Genomic DNA, 20,784 nt, shown 5'->3' with positions numbered 1-20,784 from the left:
GTTCTCTATTTTTTAAAATCTCAGCAAATTAAATAATTACTTTTAGATTATCTAATTGTTATTAAATAGTTTTAGCAGTTATTTTAAGCAAGATAATTTAAGGGCTTAACTGATAAAAAGTAAAACGTTTTTAAGCCTCTTTTAAGGATACACAGCGGGCAGATTCATCAATTGAGCAGCTAGCTATACCATAAAGAATATGAACAAAAAAACAGCCTGTCTTCTTAATGGAAAAGAAAACAAGCTGTTCACACCAATTTCGAAAGATCTAATTCTTCATAATTTTGAACTCCGTTCTTCTATTTAACTGATGTTCTATATGATTACATTTTACTCCATTGCTACATTTATTAATCAGCATCGTTTCACCATAACCTTTGGCCACAATACGGGAATGGTCAATTCCACGATCAATCAGGTATTGTGCCGCAGCATTCGCCCTCTTTTGAGATAGCCATTGATTGTACTGATCTGCTCCCCTACTGTCCGTATGAGATCCAAGCTCAATGGAAATCTCAGGATTCTCTTTTAGGATGGCCAGTAGTTTGTCCAGTTCTTTCGCCGCATCCGGTCTGATGTTTGACTTATCAAAATCATAATAAATATTCTTCAAAACATAAGTCTTACCTGGTTCAAATTTATCCTTCTTCAGAAAGGCTTGTAGGTTTAAAGTATCCGATTTAATCAATCCTTTGGTGCTTAAAGTTTTCATATCCTGGGTATAGCCAAGTTTACTAAAGGTCACTTTATATTCCTGATCTTTTGTTAAATCCATAAAGAAATTGCCATCCTGTCCAGTCACTATATCATTCAATTTATTTCCATCACGATCAGTCAGCACCACTGATACCTCATTTAAACGGGCTTTACTTTGTTGATCGAAAACCGTACCTGCTAAGGCCAGGATAATTACCGGAGGAGTTTCATCTGTGAAGCTATAAATGTCATCATCTCCAGCGCCCCCTTTTCTATTGGACGACAAGTATCCAAACTTACCATCCTTGGTAAACAAGAAAAAATCATCACTGGTAGAGTTAAGGGGAGATTTAAGGTTTTCTGATTTATTCCATTGATTTTTCGATCCAAATACACGATAGATATCATATCCCCCCATTCCAACCTTTCCCTTAGAGGCATAAAACAACTCTTCTTTCGGACCTATTGTAGGGAAAGCTTCTTCTTCTGCAGTATTAATTTCAGCACCACAATTTACAGGTTTGCCCCAGGTACCATCTGTTTGCAGCTCAGTAAACCAGATATCTGATTTACCAAATCCACCTGGCATATCAGAAGCAAAATAAAGCACCTTTGCATCCTTAGATAAGGCGGCATGCCCAAGAGAATAAGCCTTGACATCATTGTAAGGAAAAGGCTTTAAGTCCCATTTATCACCATTTTTTATTGCGATTAACAATTCCAGTCGGCGGGTATATAAACGATCTCCACCTTTTGTCTTATCAAGAGGAATAACTGCAGCTGGTGCCCTTGTAGCGATCGTTACAAATGCCAAATCTCCTGTATCGTTAAAAACAACCGGCCCCACATGATATTCTGTTTTTGCTGGTCTGTTTTCTTCTGTAACAATTTGAAACTCCCCTTTTAACTGTCCATCAGGACTTGCACTGAATAGTTTTAGCCAGGGATTGCCATTCCATTTATATAAATCATTGCCTTTGGTTTCTCTGGACACAGGACGATCAGAAGTAAATACCAATCCATCATTCCCATAGGGAGTTAAACCCCAATCGGCGGATTTAGTATTTAAGGAGGCTATATTTTTGATCTTAATAAGCTTTGGCATTTTTAACCACAATGCAGCACTATCACAAGATGCAATTTTTTGCAAGACCTCTTTGGGATTTCCGGAAAGATTGGCATACTTTAAGTACTCAGCTTTAGCGAGATCAAACTTCTCATTTCTTTGCAAAGCCTCTGCATAATAATAATGACTCAAAGGGTTGGCTTTAGGATACGCTACTACTTTTGCATACCATTTTTCGGCATCGTCATAATCATTCATCATCCTATAACAAGCTGCTAGTTTCTCCAATAATTTCACATCTGGATTCTTCCGCTCTGCCAGAGGCAGATACAACCTTGATGCAGGAAAATACTCATATCGCTCAAAAAACACATCTGCTTGTTGCTTCCTGCTCAACTGTTCCTGAGCCATGCTATGATTACCTAAAAATAATGTCAGTATTCCAATGATCAATAACCTGGTCATGAAACCATCTGGACTTTTAAATGCTATTCTGTTCATATCCATTTTTGCGACTTAGAAATAACGTGGACTTAATACCCTTGCTCTTTTTCCTGGGAAGCTCATACTGAGCGAAAACTCATGCGATCCACTTTGATAGCTGGAAAGTTTACTTGTTGTATAATCAAAAGAATAACCTAAACGGAATCGATTGCTCATTTGAAGCTCCACTATTCCGGCAATTGCATCACTCTGACTCAGTCCTTTCTGCAGGTTTTTCTTATCCCATAAAGTTACTCCGGTACGATAGGAAGCGCCCAACCAAACCACTTTACTAATCAACAAATAAGCGTTTAAATCTAAATTTGTAGGGCCTTTAAAATCTTCTTTTAGCATAAAACTAGGCTTCAGATCCAGTGACTCCGTTAAAGGAATCATGACTCCTCCGGTTAAATAGAGATGGCGTACCTGGCGTAGGACCTTATAATCTCCTTCCGTGGCGATCTCATCACTTCTCATCCCAGATAATAAATCCATCACAGAGGCCCCAATATAGAACTTCGGCGTATAAAAGTAGACGCCTACCCGCACATCAGGTCTCAATTTACTTTCGTTCCCTATCGGAATTACTCCATCTCCTAAATCGGTAGAAATGAATTTTGAACCATCAAGATTATATTGAGTGGCACCTGCACCAATACCGAAACTCAAACGCTTGGTATCTTCTGCATCTAATTGTAAGCGATAAGCATAATTTACATAAAAGGCGGAGGTATTCTGAGGACCAAGACGATCGGTTGATGCAATGAAGCCTAAACCCATTTTCTTTCTCTCAGAATCTATAATTCCATCAAAAGAGGCCGTTCCTGTTCGCGGTGCACCATCGATGCCAACCCATTGGGATCGAAAACTAAAATTTGCAGTCCAATCTTCTTTATAACCGGCGTAGGCTGGATTCACAGCTAAACCATTAAAAACATACTGACTGAACTGAATCGTCTGTTGTGCATATACACTGCTCATACCAAGTATAAGCAGTGATAATAAACCATATTTCTTTAAATCTCTCATTGAAGCGGATTCTTAATTGTTCTATCTTTTAATAAATAACCAACCTTTAACTGGCGTTGTCTGACCTGATTTCTCTCTTCTTAAGATGAGGTAATAATAGGTACCTTCATTCAGCTGACTACCATCCCAATCATTAGTATAGTTATCGGAGCGGTACACCTCATTGCCCCATCTGTTAAAGATCGACACCTGAGTTCCTGGATAATTCTCCAGTCCTTTGATTTTGAAAGTATCATTACTACCATCACCATTTGGCGTAATAATGTTCGGAACAATGAAATCAGCATTTTCAACTGTAGTCACAACCGAATTACTACTAACTTCCGGAGTTCCTATCGTAGACAATACTCTTGCTGTATTTTCCAATTTTCCCGTAAACGATTTAGAGACTGTACCTGTAATCGTCAGCACAATTTTATTCGCGGTTCCTGCAGGAAGATCTGCCACAAGATCTACCCGGTTGCCTGTACCAGTGCCACCAGAAATAACTTTCCCAGCACCCAGACCTTCAGATGTCCATTTTACATTTTGAACTTCTACAGGTACCAGATCGGTAATCGTTAATTGATCTGCATTACTTAGAGAAGTATTTGACACTGTGACCACATAAGTAATCGCCTCCCCGGATTTCAATTGCGCTGGACCAGTTTTACTGATGCTTAGTAGAGGTGTCTTGCTCACCACCGTTTCTACCGGAGGAGTCACTACTGCTGGATTACCTGGTTCTGCAGGTGTTGCAGTAGCAACATTACTCAATGAACCTGCAAAGCCCGCATCCAATGTACCAGTGATCGTAATCGTGATTTTATTTCCTGTACCTGCAACAATATCAGCTGTTACATTAACCGCATTACCTGTGCCGCTTGAACCGGCAGTTACTGCTGCAGTTCCGGAAGTACTACTTGTCCATTTTACATTACTAATTTGCGTAGGTACGTTATCAGTGATCACTGTTCCCCTGGCATTACTCAATCCAGTATTTCCAACTTCAATCACATAGGTAATATTTGCACCTGCAGTGATGGTAGCCGGACCTGTTTTGGTAATGGTGATTGCTGGTTTTCCAACTGTAACAGTAGTCACCGGAGGAGTCACTACGGCTGGGTTTCCTGGTTCTTTTGGTGTGACAGTTGCGATATTACTCAATGTACCTGAATAATTCGGATCTAATTTTCCAATTAGATCAATGGTGATTCCATCAGCATTACCCGAAGGAATGGTTGCCGTTACGTTCACCATATTTCCAGATCCAGTTTGTCCCATGCTAATGCTTGCCGCACCGCTAGCTACCGCCGTCCAGCTTACCCCGCTCAACTGCGAAGGAACAATATCGCTAATCACAGCATCCTGTGCAGTACCAGGTCCATTGTTGACCACTTTAATCTGGTATTTCATCATGCCACCTGTTGTAACTGATGCTGCACCTGTTTTAGTAATCTTCAAGGCAGATAAGTTTGTTACTGTAGTACTCACCTGCGCATTGATGACTGGTTTCCCCGGATCAGCAGAAGTAAGTGTTGCTTTATTGATTAATATTCCAGCATAGCTGGCGTTTACCTTACCACTGATGTTCACCAGAATGCTACCATTTGCAGGAACATTTACCAGCATTTCCAGGTCATTCACATTACCCGTAGCACCTGATGTAACACTGGCTCCACGGAGCGCGGTCGTATTCCATGAAACGTTATTTATTGCTGCATCCAGTACATCAGAAACTTTCAAACCAATGGCATCTGATGGTCCGGTATTATTAATAGTTAAAGTATAAGTTATTACTTCCCCTGAATTTAAAGTTCCAGGACCACTCTTCGCCAGACTTATACTTGCATTATTTACTATTGCAGTAGTCACAGTGTTAGAAATCACCGGGGGATTACCTGATTCGGAAGGAATAACTGTAGCGGTGTTGGTAATATTTCCTACAGAAGCACCCGATGGGACTAACCCGGTAATATTAACTGTAATTATACCGTTTCCGGCTGGAAGATCTGCTTTTAATGATAAGGCATTACCTTGTCCTGTAGCTCCGGAATTGATCACTGCAGCACCGGTTGAAGAACTCGTCCAACTCACATTTGTCAATTGTGCAGGAATCGCATCGCTAATTTCGGCATTTACTGCATTCCCTGGTCCAGTGTTATTAATGGTCAATGTATAATTAACACGCGTCCCAGCTTCCACGCTATTCGGACCTGATTTCACAATTTTTAATCCTGATTTATTCAGCACATTGGTACTGACAACTGCGGAAGTAACCACTGGATTACCGGATTCAGATGGTGTTACATTAGCCGAGTTCAGTATTATACCGCTGAAAGCCGGATCAATTGTTGCGTTAATCCTCAGTGTTATTTCATCATTTATACCTACCGGGATATCTGCATTTACCAGCACATTATTTCCTGTACCGCTTAATCCGGAATTAATCCTGGCATTACCCGTTGCGACTGCAGTCCAGCTTACTGCTTTCAGTTCTGCCGGAACAACATCTCTGATTTGTGCCTGAATGGCATTGCTCAATCCACTATTTCTCACTTTGATCGTATAACTGATCGCAGATCCAGAAACCGCATCCTGTGGACCAGCCTTACTAATTGTTAATCCAGAAATTGAACTGATGACCGTTTTCACTTCACTACTATTATTGAACAAATTAAAATCTGAGATGTCAACTGGCAAAGTAGCTGTGGCCACATTGCTAATAGTTCCGGAACGCACATTGGCGTTCACTTTACCATTAACGGTAATTAACACATAGTTTGAGCCACCAACAGGAACATCAGCATTCAGCAGAATTCCATTATTTGTACCGCTAGCTGCTCCATTGATCACTGCTGCGCCATTTGCCTGGGCTGACCAGCTAATCTGTTCAATTTCCAATGGCACATTGTCTTTAATGATCAATCCAACCACATCTCTAGGTCCCTGATTCGTTACTTTAATGGTATAAGTAATCGCTGATCCAGAAATACTTGCCTGAGGTCCTGTCTTTTCCACCTTAATATCCGTAGACTGATTTACTGCAGTCACCACCGAACTTTTACGTTCTCCATTGGCTGTCACCGTAACTGTATTTGTAAATACTGCTTTGGCTGTTGTTTTGACCGTACCAATTACCTTAATGGTTACTGCTGTGTTCGGATCAGCATCTGCAGGAATATCAGCAGAAGTAACAATTGCATTGGTTGTACCTGAAGTAAGGCCTGTTAATATTGCGCCACCAGCAGCAGATGCTGTCCAACTGGTTACGGCCACATCATCAGGGACTGGATCTGCAATCATTGCATTGACAATATTTCCTGCCCCACCATTTCTAATCACTATAGTATATTCGATAGGATCCCCAACATTTACTGTTGCCGGACCACTTTTTGAAACCTTCAATACAGGATCATTATTAATTATAGTAGGCACTGTACTGATATTTGAACTGAGATCAGGATCAATGATCAGGCTTCCTGCAGGGAAATAAGCAGTGGCTGTATTCGTAAATACAGTTTTATCCAGGTTATCTGCTTTTACTTTCCCCATGATCTGAATTAAAATCTCCGCATTTCCTGCCGGGATATTTCCAATCAGGTTGATGTCACCTGTACCGGATGCCTGACTCAAGGTAGCGCCGCCCTGAACCGTACTGGTCCATACCGAATTGGCTTCTAAATTTGGCGGAATCACATCTTTAATCAAGAGTCCGAGGGCATCACTTGGCCCATCATTTACGATACGCAAATTGTAGGTCATCATTTCTCCGACTGCAATATCAGCTGGTCCGGATTTAGTAATTCTTACATTGGCAATTCTACCGATGGAAGTCGTTACCGTGCTACTTGCCGGAGTAGGGTCTGTAACCCCTGCTTCCGGAACAGCTGTAGATGTATTAGTCAGACTTGTACCTGCAAAATCAGCATTCACTCTTCCAGATACCAGGATTTCTACACTAGCATTTCCTACAGGAATAGCCGCCGTCACATTTACATTTCCCGCCCCTGAAGCCGGACCACTAATCACCGCACCATTCTGACCGGTTGCCGTCCAATTTGACACGGTAAAACCTGCAGGTACATTATCTACAATGTTTGCTGCCACTGAATTACCTGGACCTGCATTGGTTACCTTAATCGTATAACTCATTTCCGAACCTGCAACTACTGCTGAAGGCCCTGTTTTCGTAATTTGAAGATCTGCAGTTTTAGTCACACCGGTCGTTACTTCTGTTGAAGTTACCGGAGGATTACCAGGTTCTGAAGGTGTAGCGGTAAAGCTATTTTTCAAAACTGTCCCTGTAAAGCCTGGATCTACAATTCCACTAATGGCTACCGTGATATAATTTCCGGCGCCAGCTGGGATATTCACATTTGGATTAACCGTACTTCCAGTACCTGCACCATTTGAAACTATAGTTGCACTGCCTGAACTGGTCGTATTCCAGCTCACATTATTAATGCCCGCAGGAACCACATCCTTAATTGCCAGGTTCAACGCATCTCCTGGTCCATCATTGTATACCTCTAAAGTATAATTGATGTTTTCACCAGCAGCAATCGTGGTTAATGCAGATTTCACTGCTCTAATATTTACGATATGGTCAACTGTAGTTGTAATTGTATTGGAATTTACCGGAGGATTACCTGCTTCAGATGGTGTTGCAATTGCCATATTACTCAAAGTTCCCGGCCCAGCTGAAGCTGGCACCTTTCCGGTGATGGTCACTAAAATCTGATTGGCAGAACCTGCAGGAATATCTCCGGTTACCAATACATTATTACCTGTACCCGAGGCACCTGCAGTTACTGAGGCTGATCCGTTTGTAGCGACTGACCAGCTTACTCCTGTTAATCCGGCAGGTACTGCATCTGTAATGTTTAATCCATAGGTATCAGATGGACCATTATTTCCTGCCAGTAAAGTATAAGTCACAGTCTGACCTGCCGAAATATTCGATGGGCCGGTTTTTACCAGGCTTACTGAAGATACGGAAGTAACGTTTGTAGTAACTGTTGAACTTGCAGGAGCAGTTCCTGCCTCTGCTGGAGTTATCGTTGCTACATTCGTCAATGCTGCGGTTGCAGCCGGACTTACTGTTCCTTTAATGGTCACCAATATGGTATTGGCAGCTCCCGCAGGAACGTGAACATTGATAGATAGATTATTGGTATTTCCTGTTGCGCCACTAACAATACTTGCTGCACCTTGTGCCACTGCCTGCCAGCTTACTCCGGTGATATTTGCCGGAATTACATCTGTAATCGTAGCATTATCTGAATTTGCCTTACCAGTATTACTGATACTTAGGGTATAAATAATCTCCTGACCAGCAGCAATGGTACCTGGCCCGTTTTTAGCAATTGCCAATACCGGAATTTTACTAATAGTGGCTGTACTTGATGCTTGAACTGGAACCGTTCCAGGTTCTGAAGGCGTAGCTGTTGCCGTATTTCTCAGGTTACCCTGGTAAGCAGGATCCACTGTTCCTCTTACAGTAATCGTGATCAGGTTAGCTGCCCCTGTAGGAATATCTGCATTTAAAATCAGCGTATTTCCAGTACCAGAACCACCAGAGTTGATCTGCGCAGCGCCTGAAGCAATACTTGTCCAACTCACGTTGCTCAATAACACAGGCACTGCATCAGTAATAGAAAGTGCCGTCGCGTTACTCAACCCTGTATTACCAGCAATGATCGTGTATACCACTTCTGATCCGGAGATCACCGCAGCCGGACCAGCCTTAGTTAAGGTAATTCCTGGTTTAGCATCTACGACTGTTTCTACCGGAGGCGTCACTACATTAGGGAAATTGCTCAGAGGTACTGCAATAGAAGCTACATTTTCCAATTCACCGGAGAAGGCTGGATTCACTGTTCCTGTTAAGGTAATTGTGATCTTATTGTTGACATTACCTGCCGGAATATTAGCTGTAAGCGACATCAAATTACCGGTACCTGTGCCACCATTAAGAATCGAGGCGGTACCTCCTGCAACTGAGGTCCAGCTTACATTTTGTATTTGTGATGGAACTTGATCCAGTAAGGTAACTCCGGAAGCATTACTCAACCCTGTATTCACCGCAGTGATCACATAATTAACTACTCCACCTGCTGTGGCAGTAGGCTGTCCGGTTTTAGTAATGACCACTACTGGTTTTTGATCGATATTTGTTTCTACCGGATTACTATTAACTGCTGGTAATCCAGACTCCGAAGGAGTAGCAATGGCTATATTGGTCACTTTTCCGCTGGCAGCAGCATTGATGGTTCCACTGATGCTGATAATGACCTTATTTCCAGCACCAGCAGGGATGTTTGCATTAAGCAACACATTTCCTGATCCGGAACCTGCACCGTTAATAGTACTTGTTCCTGCGGTACTTGCAGTCCAGCTTACATTTGTAATTGCTGGATCGATCTGATCGGTAATATTCAGATTCCTTGCATTACTTAAACCAGTATTGGCTACTTCCAGTACATAAGTAATGGCTCCGCCGGCAGTAGCCGAAGCAGGACCTGTTTTATTCAGCACAATTACGGGAACCTGATTAACTGTTGTTTCCACTGGTGGTGTAACTACCGGCGGAATTCCAGGCTCTTCAGGCGTAGCTGTAGCCGTATTACTTAAAGAACCTCCGTATGCCGGATCGACTGTGCCTTTCACAATAATGGTTATTTTATTTCCTGCCCCTGCTGGAATATTTCCGTTAAGCAACAGCGCATTACCGGCTCCCTGACCGCCACTATTGATACTAGCAGTACCAGAAATGCTACTGGTCCAGCTTACATTTTTAATATTTGGATCAATGGTATCCGAGATCACCAGGTTTTTGGCATCACTCAACCCGGTATTATTTGCCTCTATGGTGTAACTAATCTGACCACCGGCGCTTACTGTTGCCGAACCTGTTTTACTTAAATTGATCATCGGTTGTTGCGTAACCACTGTTTCTACAGGTGGTGTCACTACAGGAGGATTTCCTGGATCAGCCGGTGTCACTGTCGCAATATTACTCAATGTTCCTGCATAGGAAGCCAGAATTGTCCCTGTCACTTCAATAATGACCTCATTATGCTGACCAGCAGGGATATTCGCTTTCACACTTAAACTATTCCCGATACCATTTGCACCCTCTGTGATCACTGCTGCTCCTAAAGTCGTGGCAGTCCAGGTTACCGATTGCAACTGCACCGGAATCGCATCTGTAATTAAGGCATTCAGTGCAGCACTTGGCCCGTTATTGATCACCTTGATCTGATAAGTCATGACCTGACCTGCAACTGCAGTCGCTGTTGCACTTTTGCTGATTTGTAAATTGGTTAATCTACCCACCTCTGTTACTGCTGTTGCATTCACTGGCTGTTCATCAGCTTCCTGTGGGCTCAGTACAGCGGTATTGATGATCGTACCGGCGAACAATGGATCCACATTTCCATTTACATTGACCAGAATCGTTCCATTTAATGGAATATCAGCACTTAGATCGATGTTATTCCCATTCCCTATAGCACCTTGACTGATTAAGGCGCCACCAGCTACCGTACTTGTCCAGCTCACATTTTGAATCGCCGCAGGAACCACATCAGTTAATCTGGTTGCAATAGAATTTGAAGGACCTGTATTTTTAATGGCTAGGGTATAGGTAATATTTTCGCCGGCATTCAAGGTTGGAGGACCTGATTTCGTTAAACTGAGTGTGACGTCTTTCACAATTGAAGTGGTCACCTCATTAGAAGTAACCGTTGGATTATTGACATCCGGGATTGCCGCTGCAACAGAGGCCGTATTTGACACACTTGACAATTGGCTGTTTGCCGGAACATCTGCTAAAATGGTGACCACTAAATTACCCGAACCTGCAAGGAAATTTGCAGTAAGGGAAACCGGATTTACATTTCCTGTAGCTCCTGAGGTCACCACTGCACCAGGTGTAGTGGCAGTTGACCAACGTACATTGGTTAAGCCAGCCGGAATCTGATCGGTAATAATTGCGCCAACAGCATTACTAGGACCTGCATTGCTCAGCAACAACTGGTATTGCACAGTTGTACCTGCAGCCACACTTGAAGGCCCGGTTTTCACAATGCTCAATGCTGATTTATTCGTTACAGTAGTCGTTACACTCTGTGAGGTTACCGGAGGATTACCCGCTTCATTTGGTGTAGCTACTGCATTGTTGATCAATGCGCCAACAAAAGAAGGATCTATCGTTCCTTTTACCACAATTACCACTTCATTTCCTGCACCTGCCGGGATATCTGCTGTTACCGAAACTAAATTATTTCCTCCGGCAGTACCTGAAGCACCAGCGGTCACATTTGCAGTTCCGATTTGAGAAGAAGTCCAGCTTACATTTTTAATATTAGCAGGAACTGCATCCGTAATTACGGTACCTACAGCATTACTTGGTCCGGCATTGGCCAGGATGATTGTATAAGTAATTTCCGATCCTGCGATGGCATCGGCTGGTCCCATTTTACGAACCGACAAGCCAGATTTCGATGCTACTGTTGTAGCAGCAGCACTGGTATTATTAGTTAGATTAAAATCAGACACACCTGCCGGAAGTGTCACACTTGCGACATTGTTAATCACATTCACATTTGTAGCCGGATCAACCGTTCCCTGAATATTAATCAGGATATAATTCGCAGGATCCGCCTCAATTGATGCAGTAGTCTGAATATTGTTGGTATTTCCGTTTTGTGCACCTGTAATAGTAGCCGAACCAAAAGCAGTAGCCGTCCAACTGACATTCTGAATTACCGAAGGTACTACATCTGATATGCTGAGTCCAGCCACATTTATAGGTCCATCATTACCCACTTTAATCTGGTAACTAATTGGGGCACCTGCAAGAATACTCTGAGGACCATTTTTCTCAATGAATATATCGGTAGATTCATTTAATGCAGTGACCACCGCACTTTGTTTAACCCCGTTAGCCTCTACAGAAACTGTATTGGTAAAGCTGGACAAAGCCGTAGTTTTCACAATTCCCTGAATGGTCAGGGTAATGACCGAAGGGCTACCTCCAAATGTAGATGGAATATTACCATAAGTAATAATGGCATTGCCTATTCCGGAAACAGTTCCGTTTAGCTGTCCTTCTACAGATGCCCCATTGGATGCCACCGCCATCCAGCTGCTTACTGCCACTGAATTAGGAACCACATCTGTAATTGAAGCGTCCATAATATTGCTCAATCCATTATTTTTAACGGTGATCGTATAAGTAATCGGATCGCCAATGTTGATTTTACTTGGTCCACTTTTGGAAACCGCTAAATTCGTCTCCACAGTTATAGCGGTAGTCACTGAGCTCGTATTAGATCCCAGATCAGGATCTGTAACCTGACTTCCATTAGGGAAAAGAGCGGTGGCTGTGTTTACAAAGGCCCCTGTAGCTCCTGGATTCACAATTCCTCTGATGATCACATCTACCACACCTGTTTTAGAAGGAATATCAGCACTAAATGCTACAGATCCAGTTCCATTCACCGTATTATTAACTGAACCTCCATTTAAAGCTGCCCCTGTAGAGGCTGTAGCTGTCCAGCTCACATTGGTTATTGCTGAATTTCCTGGAAGCAAATCCCTGATCAGAATTCCAGGTGCAAAACTTGGCCCATCATTAACAATTCTCAAATTATAGGTAATTGGCTCACCAGCAGTAATATTCGCCGGACCTGATTTCACAATTCTCACATTGGCAGAGCGGCTGATTGCAGTATTCACGATGCTTAGTGCCGGACTTGGATCGGTGACACCAGCTTCCGGAGTTGCAGAGGCAACATTCGTCAGTACAGTGGAGTTGTAAGCAGGGTCTATTGTTCCGCTTACATTGATCGTTACTGTTCCGGAGTTGGACGGAATAGTGGCAAAAACACTGATGTTATTGTTGGTACCTGAAGCAGGGCTGCCAACATTAATCAAAGCTCCGTTTTGAGCTGTAGCTACCCAGGTAACTCCTGTGATGCCAGCAGGCAGCTGATCAACAATATTTACATTGTTGGCATTAGATGGCCCGGCATTGTTTACTGTAATGGTATAATTAATAATCCTACCAGCAATTGCAGTTGCCGGCCCCGTTTTTAAAATCTGGAGATCGGCTGTTTTATTAATCAGGGTAGTAGTGGTATTCGAAGACACCGTAGGATTACCCGGTTCCAAAGGATCAACTGTAAAGGTATTTACCAATTGTGTTCCAGTAAAATTAGGATCCACTTTACCAGTAACTGTTACCAAAATTACATTTCCAGTTCCCGCCGGTATATTAGCACGAATACTTAAAGAACTACCTGAACCCGTCCCACCCGAAATGATGGAAGCAGTTCCGCTGACATTGCTTGTCCAACTGGCATTGATGATGCCAGCGGGCAACTGATCTCCGATCAACATGTTCTGCGCATCACTAGGTCCTGTATTTTTGACTTCTAAGGTATAAGTGATGTTCTCTCCCGCCGAAAGTACCGCAGTTGCAGATTTAACCGCAGCAATAGTCACCCGTTTGTTGACTACAGTCGTAATTGTATTTGAATTTACCGGAGGCACACCAGGTTCAGTCGGACTTGCCTTCGCCACATTTGAGAAAGTAGTAGCTGTAGCATTAGATGGTAATAATCCCGTGATGGTTACCAGGATTCTGTTGCCCGTACCCGCAGCAATGTTTCCAATTACCGTTACACTATTACCTGTCCCTGTAGCCCCTGTGGTTACTGTTGCAGTACCTTCTGCCGCGGCGGTCCAGCTTACATTAGTTAAAGGAACCGGAATCGCATCAGTAATGTTCAGATTATTCGCATCGGAAGGCCCTGTATTTCCTGCAATTAACATATAGGTTACCAGCTGACCCGCGGCAATCTGAGATGGACCGGATTTAGATAATGTAATTCCCGGAACTGATTGTAAAGTAGTCGTCACGCTGGAACTCGAAGGATTGGCTCCGGATTCTGAAGGCGTTACTGTAGCCGTATTCACTAAAGTTCCCGTTGCAGCGGAATTCACATTTCCCTGAACATTTACTCTGATCACGTTATTGATTCCCGCCGGAATATTTGCATTGAAGGTCAATGCATTTGTATTTCCAGTGCTGCTTCCTATAATTGTGGCAGTACCTCCGGCATCCGCTGTAGCCGTCCAGCTTACATTTGTAATTCCTGCTGGAATCGCATCAGTAATGGTGGCATTGGTCGCATCTGCTGTTCCAGTATTGCTAATGGTCAAAGTATAATTGATCTGCTGACCTGCAGAAATTGTAGCTGGCCCTGTTTTTTGTATCGCCAATACCGGCGTTCTACTAATTGTAGTGGTACTGCTGGCTGATTTTACTACCGTTCCAGGCTCAGCCGGGCTGGCAGTAGCAGTATTGCTCAATGTACCGTTAAATGAAGAAGCCACCTTACCTTTTACAGTTAAAGTAATGGTATTATTGGCTCCTGAAGGAAGATCTGCATTCAGGCTGATTGCATTTCCAGTTCCTGATGCCGTGCCGTTAATCATTCCGGCTCCCCCAGCTACTGCCAACCAGGTTACGCCAGTAATTGTACCTGGTACCTGATCCGCAATCACCAATCCCCGGGCATCCGAAGTACTAAAATTATTTACGGTGATGGTATAAGTAATGTTCTGTCCGGCTACCAATGTTGCAGGGCCAGTCTTGGTGATGCTCAATTCTGGCTTACGCGATGCGATGGTCATCACCGAAGAACTCACTGCAACTGCAGTGCTCTCGGAAGGTGTAGCAGTAGCTGTATTCGTGAAATTATCCCCATATCCCGGATCCACCGTACCTCTGATGGTTAGGATCACTTTATTTGCGGCACCTGCCGGAATATTGGCGCTAACTGCTACATTATTCCCGATCCCCGTATCGCCACTAGCAATCAAGGCATTTCCACCTAGAGTTGAAGTCCAGGTTACATTTTTAATCACTGCAGGAACCAGATCTGCGATCTGCAAACCTACCGCATCTGAAGCACCTGTATTGGTAACAGTAACTGTATAGGTGATCTGCTGACCCGAAATTATCGTCGCTGGTCCCGTTTTCAAAATACTTAAAACCGGCAATCTGCTCGCCTGCGCTGTACTTGTCGCCGATTTTGCCACAGTTCCAGGCTCTGAAGGGCTCGCTGTTGCTGTATTGGCCAAAGAACCGGAGAAAGCAGAGCTTAGCCTTCCGGTTACATTGATGATAATTTTGTTCGCCGAGCCCGCCGGAAGGTTTCCGGTAACACTAATTGCATTAGCGGTTCCGTTTCCTGATCCGATCACTGAGGCCGAGCCTTCCGTACTGGTACTCCAGCTTAAATTGCTTAAATCTGCAGGTACGGCATCTGTAATCACTAAAGCTTTCGCATCTGCAGTACTGGTATTCGTTACTGTAATGGTATACGCGATTTGTTGTCCGGCGATTACCGTAGCAGGTCCTGTTTTTGTAATGGTCAATACCGGGGTTCTGCTTACCTGAGAAACTACGGTAGAACTAGATGAAATCCCACCTGCTTCTGAAGGCGTAGCGGTAGCGGTATTACTGATACTTCCACTAAATGATGGATCAACCGTCCCATTAATCGTCACCAAAATTGCATTGGCTGAACCTGTAGGTATATTTCCATTCAGGCTGATTAAATTTCCAGCGCCATCATTTGGACCAATAATCGTTGCGGAACCCTGAACAGTAGCATTCCATGTTACTGATTTTACATTAGCCGGAACTTCATCTAAAATATTTGCATTTAAAGCATCACTCAGTCCGTTATTACTGATTTTTAAGGTATAAACGATTGGACTTCCCGCCTGCGCATTTGCAGGACCATTTTTCAGCATCACCAAACCAGACTTACTGGAAATTGTGCTGACCACCGTATTTGAATTAACCGGTGGAACTGATTCTACAGGAGTTGCAGTGGCGGTATTGCTAAAGCTGCCAGTCGCAGAAGGCAATACAGTACCACTCACATTAATGACTACGGTATTACTTAAGCCAGCAGGTATGGTTGCATTAAAATCAATATTGTTTCCATTTCCAGTGCCACTGCCTGTAAAAGTAGCATTTCCAGTTTTATTTAGCGTCCAGTTCACATTCGAAATTTTCGAAGAAATCAGATCGGTAATACGGGTCCCAATGGCATCACTGCTACTGGTATTTTTTACGATGATTTTATAAGCAATGGCATCTCCTGCAATTACATTTGAAGGCCCGTCTTTTTCCAACAGGAGGACTGGTTTCCTATCCACCGGACTGGTTACTGTAGAAGTTGCGCCATCCGGATCAGGAATAACAGGTGAAGTTACGGTAACAGTATTCGACAGGCTGCCAGAATAATTGGCCGCTACCGTTCCATTCACATCTACGGTAATACTATTCCCGGTACCAAAGGCAATATCCCCTGTTAAGTTTACTGTATTTCCAGCAGAAGTATTTTGAGTCACTGCAGCCGTACCCATTGCATTTGCAGTAATAGATACTACTGAAATATCTGCAGGTACATTGTCTAGAAGTTTTAATCCGATTGCATCACTTGGTCCATTATTCGTGGCCAAAATGCGGTAAACAATCGGCTGACCAGCAATAAATGGTCCTGGTGTCAGTACGGATTTGCTAACTTTAATATCTGCAATTTGAGTGTAAGTAATTTTTACTTCGTCTGACGAGCTCGCACATGAACCATTAGTTACCGTCCAAACCAAGGTTGCTGTAGTTCCAGCTGCAATGGTCACCAGGGTATTTGCAGCAGTTGGCGTTGCAATAGTCGCCGTACTACCTGCTTTAACTGTCCATACTCCTGTTCCGGAGGTAGGTACATTGGCATTCATGGTAAATGAACCACTATTGTATTGCGTAATATCCTGTCCTGCGTTTGCCTGACTTGGGTTATCAAAGTTAGTGAGCACTATCGTACTTACTGAAGCCGGACAGCTACCGTTCCTGATGGTCCAGGATAGCGTGGCCGTTTTCCCTTTTGCTAGGACAACAGTTGTATTTGCCAGATTAACATTATTGATCACTGCCTGTCCGGATGTTACTGCCCAGGTACCAGTTCCTACAGTTGGCACATTTCCATTCAGCTGGAATAGATCTGTGGCACATTGTTGCTGATTTGGTCCTGCTACCGAAGGATCAGGTGGAAGGTCAATGACAATTGTTATGGACGGACTCACAGAAGTACACTGCCCTGACACCACCGTTCTACGGAACAGGCTGGTCACAGTAACAATACCGGGGCTAACATTAGCTGCATTCCCAGTAACCGGTGTCCAGGTATTTCCCCCATTTATACTTTTCTCCCAACTGTAAACATAAGTCCCGTTGCCACCAGTAGGTATAGCACCGGTAATCACACCTGGATCAGTTGCTCCGCAAAAAGCAGATACTGCAGGGGTAACGATTGTGTTTCCAACAATTGCCGGAGTCACAGTAACCGAAACCGCTGTCGTATTTACTGGTCCGCAGCCTGAAGCTGCTGAGCTAACGATTCTGCGGTAATAGGTGGTTTGAGTAATGGGACTGGTTGCAGAATAACTAATCTGGGTAGCTCCCGGAATGTCCGCAAAACCAGTAGTTGCACTGCTGGTACTCTTTTGCCATTGGTAAGCATAAATTTGATCGCCACCAGTAGCAGGAGTTAATTCATTGAACGTGGCTGGTGTACCAGTTGAGCAAAAACTTTGTGCATTACCAATCGTACCCGCTGTAAGTACCGGATTTACAGTAAACTTAATCACGTTACTGATATTAGCCACTGTACAAGCTCCGGATGTAGCTGTACGACGATACCAGGTGGATACTGTAATTGCCCCCGGATCATAATTTACGCCGGTAGCTGCTGCAATATTTGTATAGGTGACATTATCTGTACTAGACTGCCACTGATAAACCGGAGTTCCAGTCCCCCCAAGTGCAGTGGAACCGGTCATCAAACCTGGATCTCCTGAACCACAAATCGCCAGATTGGATGGCGGAACAATGGTATTCGAACTGATTATAGGTTGAACCGTAATAGTGACAACGTTGCTGGTATTTAAACAAGCTCCCCCGGTTACATTCCTGCGGTATGCAGTAGTTGTAGTTAAAGCCGGTGGCGTATAGTTCGCCTGTGTGTTCGTTCCAGTAGCAGCAGTCCAGGCTCCACCATTTTCACTCTGCTCCCAGCTGTAAGTAAACACATTGGATCCCCCAGTGGGAACTGCCCCTTGAATGGGACCTGGTACAGTACCTGAGCAGATGGTTTGATTGGCAGTGATCGTATTCCCTGTAATGACAGGTTGAACGACCACATTAATCGTAGCCATTGGCCCTTCACAGGTACCATTACTGGAAGTGACATAGTAACTGGTTGTCCCTGCTGTAGTCGTAGAAGGTGTAGGTGCGATGGAACTTCCCATTCCTCCAACAGGAACGGTGTACCATTTTAAATTGCTGCCAGTTGCTGTAAGCGGAGATGCTGTTGCACCCAAACAATAATTTACGGTCGCATTAGCCGTAGTTGGCGCCCCTGGTACAGCATAAGTCAGCACACTAGCAATATTATTGCTCAAATCTGAATCTAATGCATAGAAAACCGCGGCCTGATTTGTCCATGGCCCTCCCGCAGAAGGTCCTACAGCTTTTATAATAATTGGTGGGTAGGCAAAGCCTGAAGCCAATGGATCAGCAATTGTCCTGGTGAAATTATATACACCGGCGGTCAAAGTAACCGTCCATCCGGTACCAACAGGTGTACCCACAACACTGAATCCAGCTGGAGGTGCATATCTGACTGTAATTAGACCAACTGTTGAAGTGGCCCCCTGATTGATCACGCTATAATTAAAAGTATTCCCACCTGGCACATAACAAGTATTGTCTACCGTCCCTGAAATTGCCAGATCAACATTTTGCTTCAGGACATTCGTAGAAACCGTATAGTAATTATTTGTTAAATCTGTATCGGTAATCCCCGTGGGTGATGGATCAACTCCGACCGAATTTTTTATAATGCTATTGTTATAGTTGGTATTCAAGGTACCCTTGATGGTAAAGCTACTGGTGGTATTCGCTGCCATATTCAAGGTGGCATTGAAAGGATTGGTACCTCCTGCTACTGCAGTTCCATTTGTATAGCCAGGAGCGGTATTTCCTGCATTACCGTTGTTATTAAAGGTGATGCTGTTAATGGTAAAATCGGCTGATGTGAGCAGCACATTATTTGAATTCCTGATGGTATCGGCCAATTTCAATCCGGCAATCCCCGCAGGAGTAGAATTGGTGACATTGACGGTATAAGTTAAATCCTCACCTGCAAGTGCGCTGGATTTATCTACCGCTTTGTCGACCCTTACCCCCCCAGGAGTAGTAATGATTACGTTTCTTACCTCATGGTTATTTACAGAGCCCCCCGTGGAACCTGCAAATCCCAGCTTCAGATTGGCTGGTGGTGGTGTAGCCATGGTATAAGGACCTAAAATTGTCGCAAAATTACCATTCAAAGAGGTTTTCATCTTCACTGTAATCTGATATTTGCCGTTATCTACGCCCCCAACAATAGGCAAAATTTCAATTTGAACCCTCCTGTAAAAAATCGTAGGGTCAGGCCTCGAAACTACTGCAGTAGGATAATCTACACCACCAGTAACTACCGCACTGGTCAGATACTTGTAGTTTTCTGCTTGAGAACCTCTCATAGAGATTCTATCTGGCCATAATGTTCCGGTATTGGTGGTTACTCCTCCGGTTCTTCCCTCACCTGGATTGGAGAAATTACCATATTCATCTAAACCAATCCCAACATATCCTCCTACTACTCCCGCATGGTCATTTGCACCGCCGGTTGAAATGGGTGCATATCCCAGGGAACCACCTCTTCCTCCAATAGAATTAGCCTTTGTGGCATCATAAAGGAATACGGAGAAACCATCTGCAGCAGCAAGTCCAACAACAATTCTACGCCAGTCCGTATATTCGAAATCTACCAACACCCCTAAAGTAGAAGGGAAGGATTGGTTTACATAGCCAAATCCAAGTTTATTGGTAGAATCAGGAGTTAATCTTAACCAACCATTATTCACCGGATCCTCTTTTCCAGAAGTAAGTTTTGCATTTCCTCCAATGGTAATGTTACCTGTAGAAGATCCTTTGAAATTTTCCGTAATGGTAAACTGAGCACTGGCTTGCTGAGCCGAGACAGCGGAAATGATAAACAGCAATAAGATCCAAACCTTAGGCTTAAACAGTTGTGCGCTGAATAGAGTAGAAAAAAGCAGGCACAATGAACGGAAGAAAATGTTTCCTTTTGAAAAACTGGATGCAGAGCGTTTGAGAATCGCTGAGATTCCTGCGAGCGGTAAAGATTTAACCATAAAGAAGGGTATAATAAATAAAGGTATTCTACGTTATAAATAACCAAAGGTTATCCCGAGCCCTCACAATTTACATTCCATACTACTGGAAATCCCAGCTCCCCTAAGGCATCGATTCAGTGGTTATCCATTCCAATATACAAAAAAAAGTCATTTTTTATAGGAAGGGCAATAAGGCTATA

Annotated in this window: 3 protein-coding genes; all 3 read right to left on the bottom strand. The window is 43.6% G+C overall.

The features are described from left to right. Positions 1 to 268 precede the first annotated feature (268 nt). From R2Q94_RS16095 to R2Q94_RS16085, 3 genes are read right to left on the bottom strand one after another with little or no spacing between them, the layout of a single operon-like run. Entirely contained in the window at positions 269 to 2,263 is a 1,995-nt protein-coding gene (locus R2Q94_RS16095) for an OmpA family protein (RefSeq protein WP_316822490.1), read from the bottom strand. Positions 2,264 to 2,278: 15 nt separating this feature from the next. Then, entirely contained in the window at positions 2,279 to 3,274 is a 996-nt protein-coding gene (locus R2Q94_RS16090) for a type IX secretion system membrane protein PorP/SprF (protein ID WP_316822489.1), read from the bottom strand. Between the two features lie 21 nt (positions 3,275 to 3,295). Further along, positions 3,296 to 20,602, bottom strand: a complete 17,307-nt coding sequence (locus R2Q94_RS16085) for a gliding motility-associated C-terminal domain-containing protein (RefSeq protein WP_316822488.1) — start codon at positions 20,600 to 20,602, stop codon at positions 3,296 to 3,298. Positions 20,603 to 20,784 lie beyond the last annotated feature (182 nt).

This window comes from Pedobacter gandavensis, assembly GCF_032678465.1.
GTDB lineage: Bacteria > Bacteroidota > Bacteroidia > Sphingobacteriales > Sphingobacteriaceae > Pedobacter > Pedobacter gandavensis_B.
This window is presented reverse-complemented; position numbering and strand designations above follow the sequence as displayed.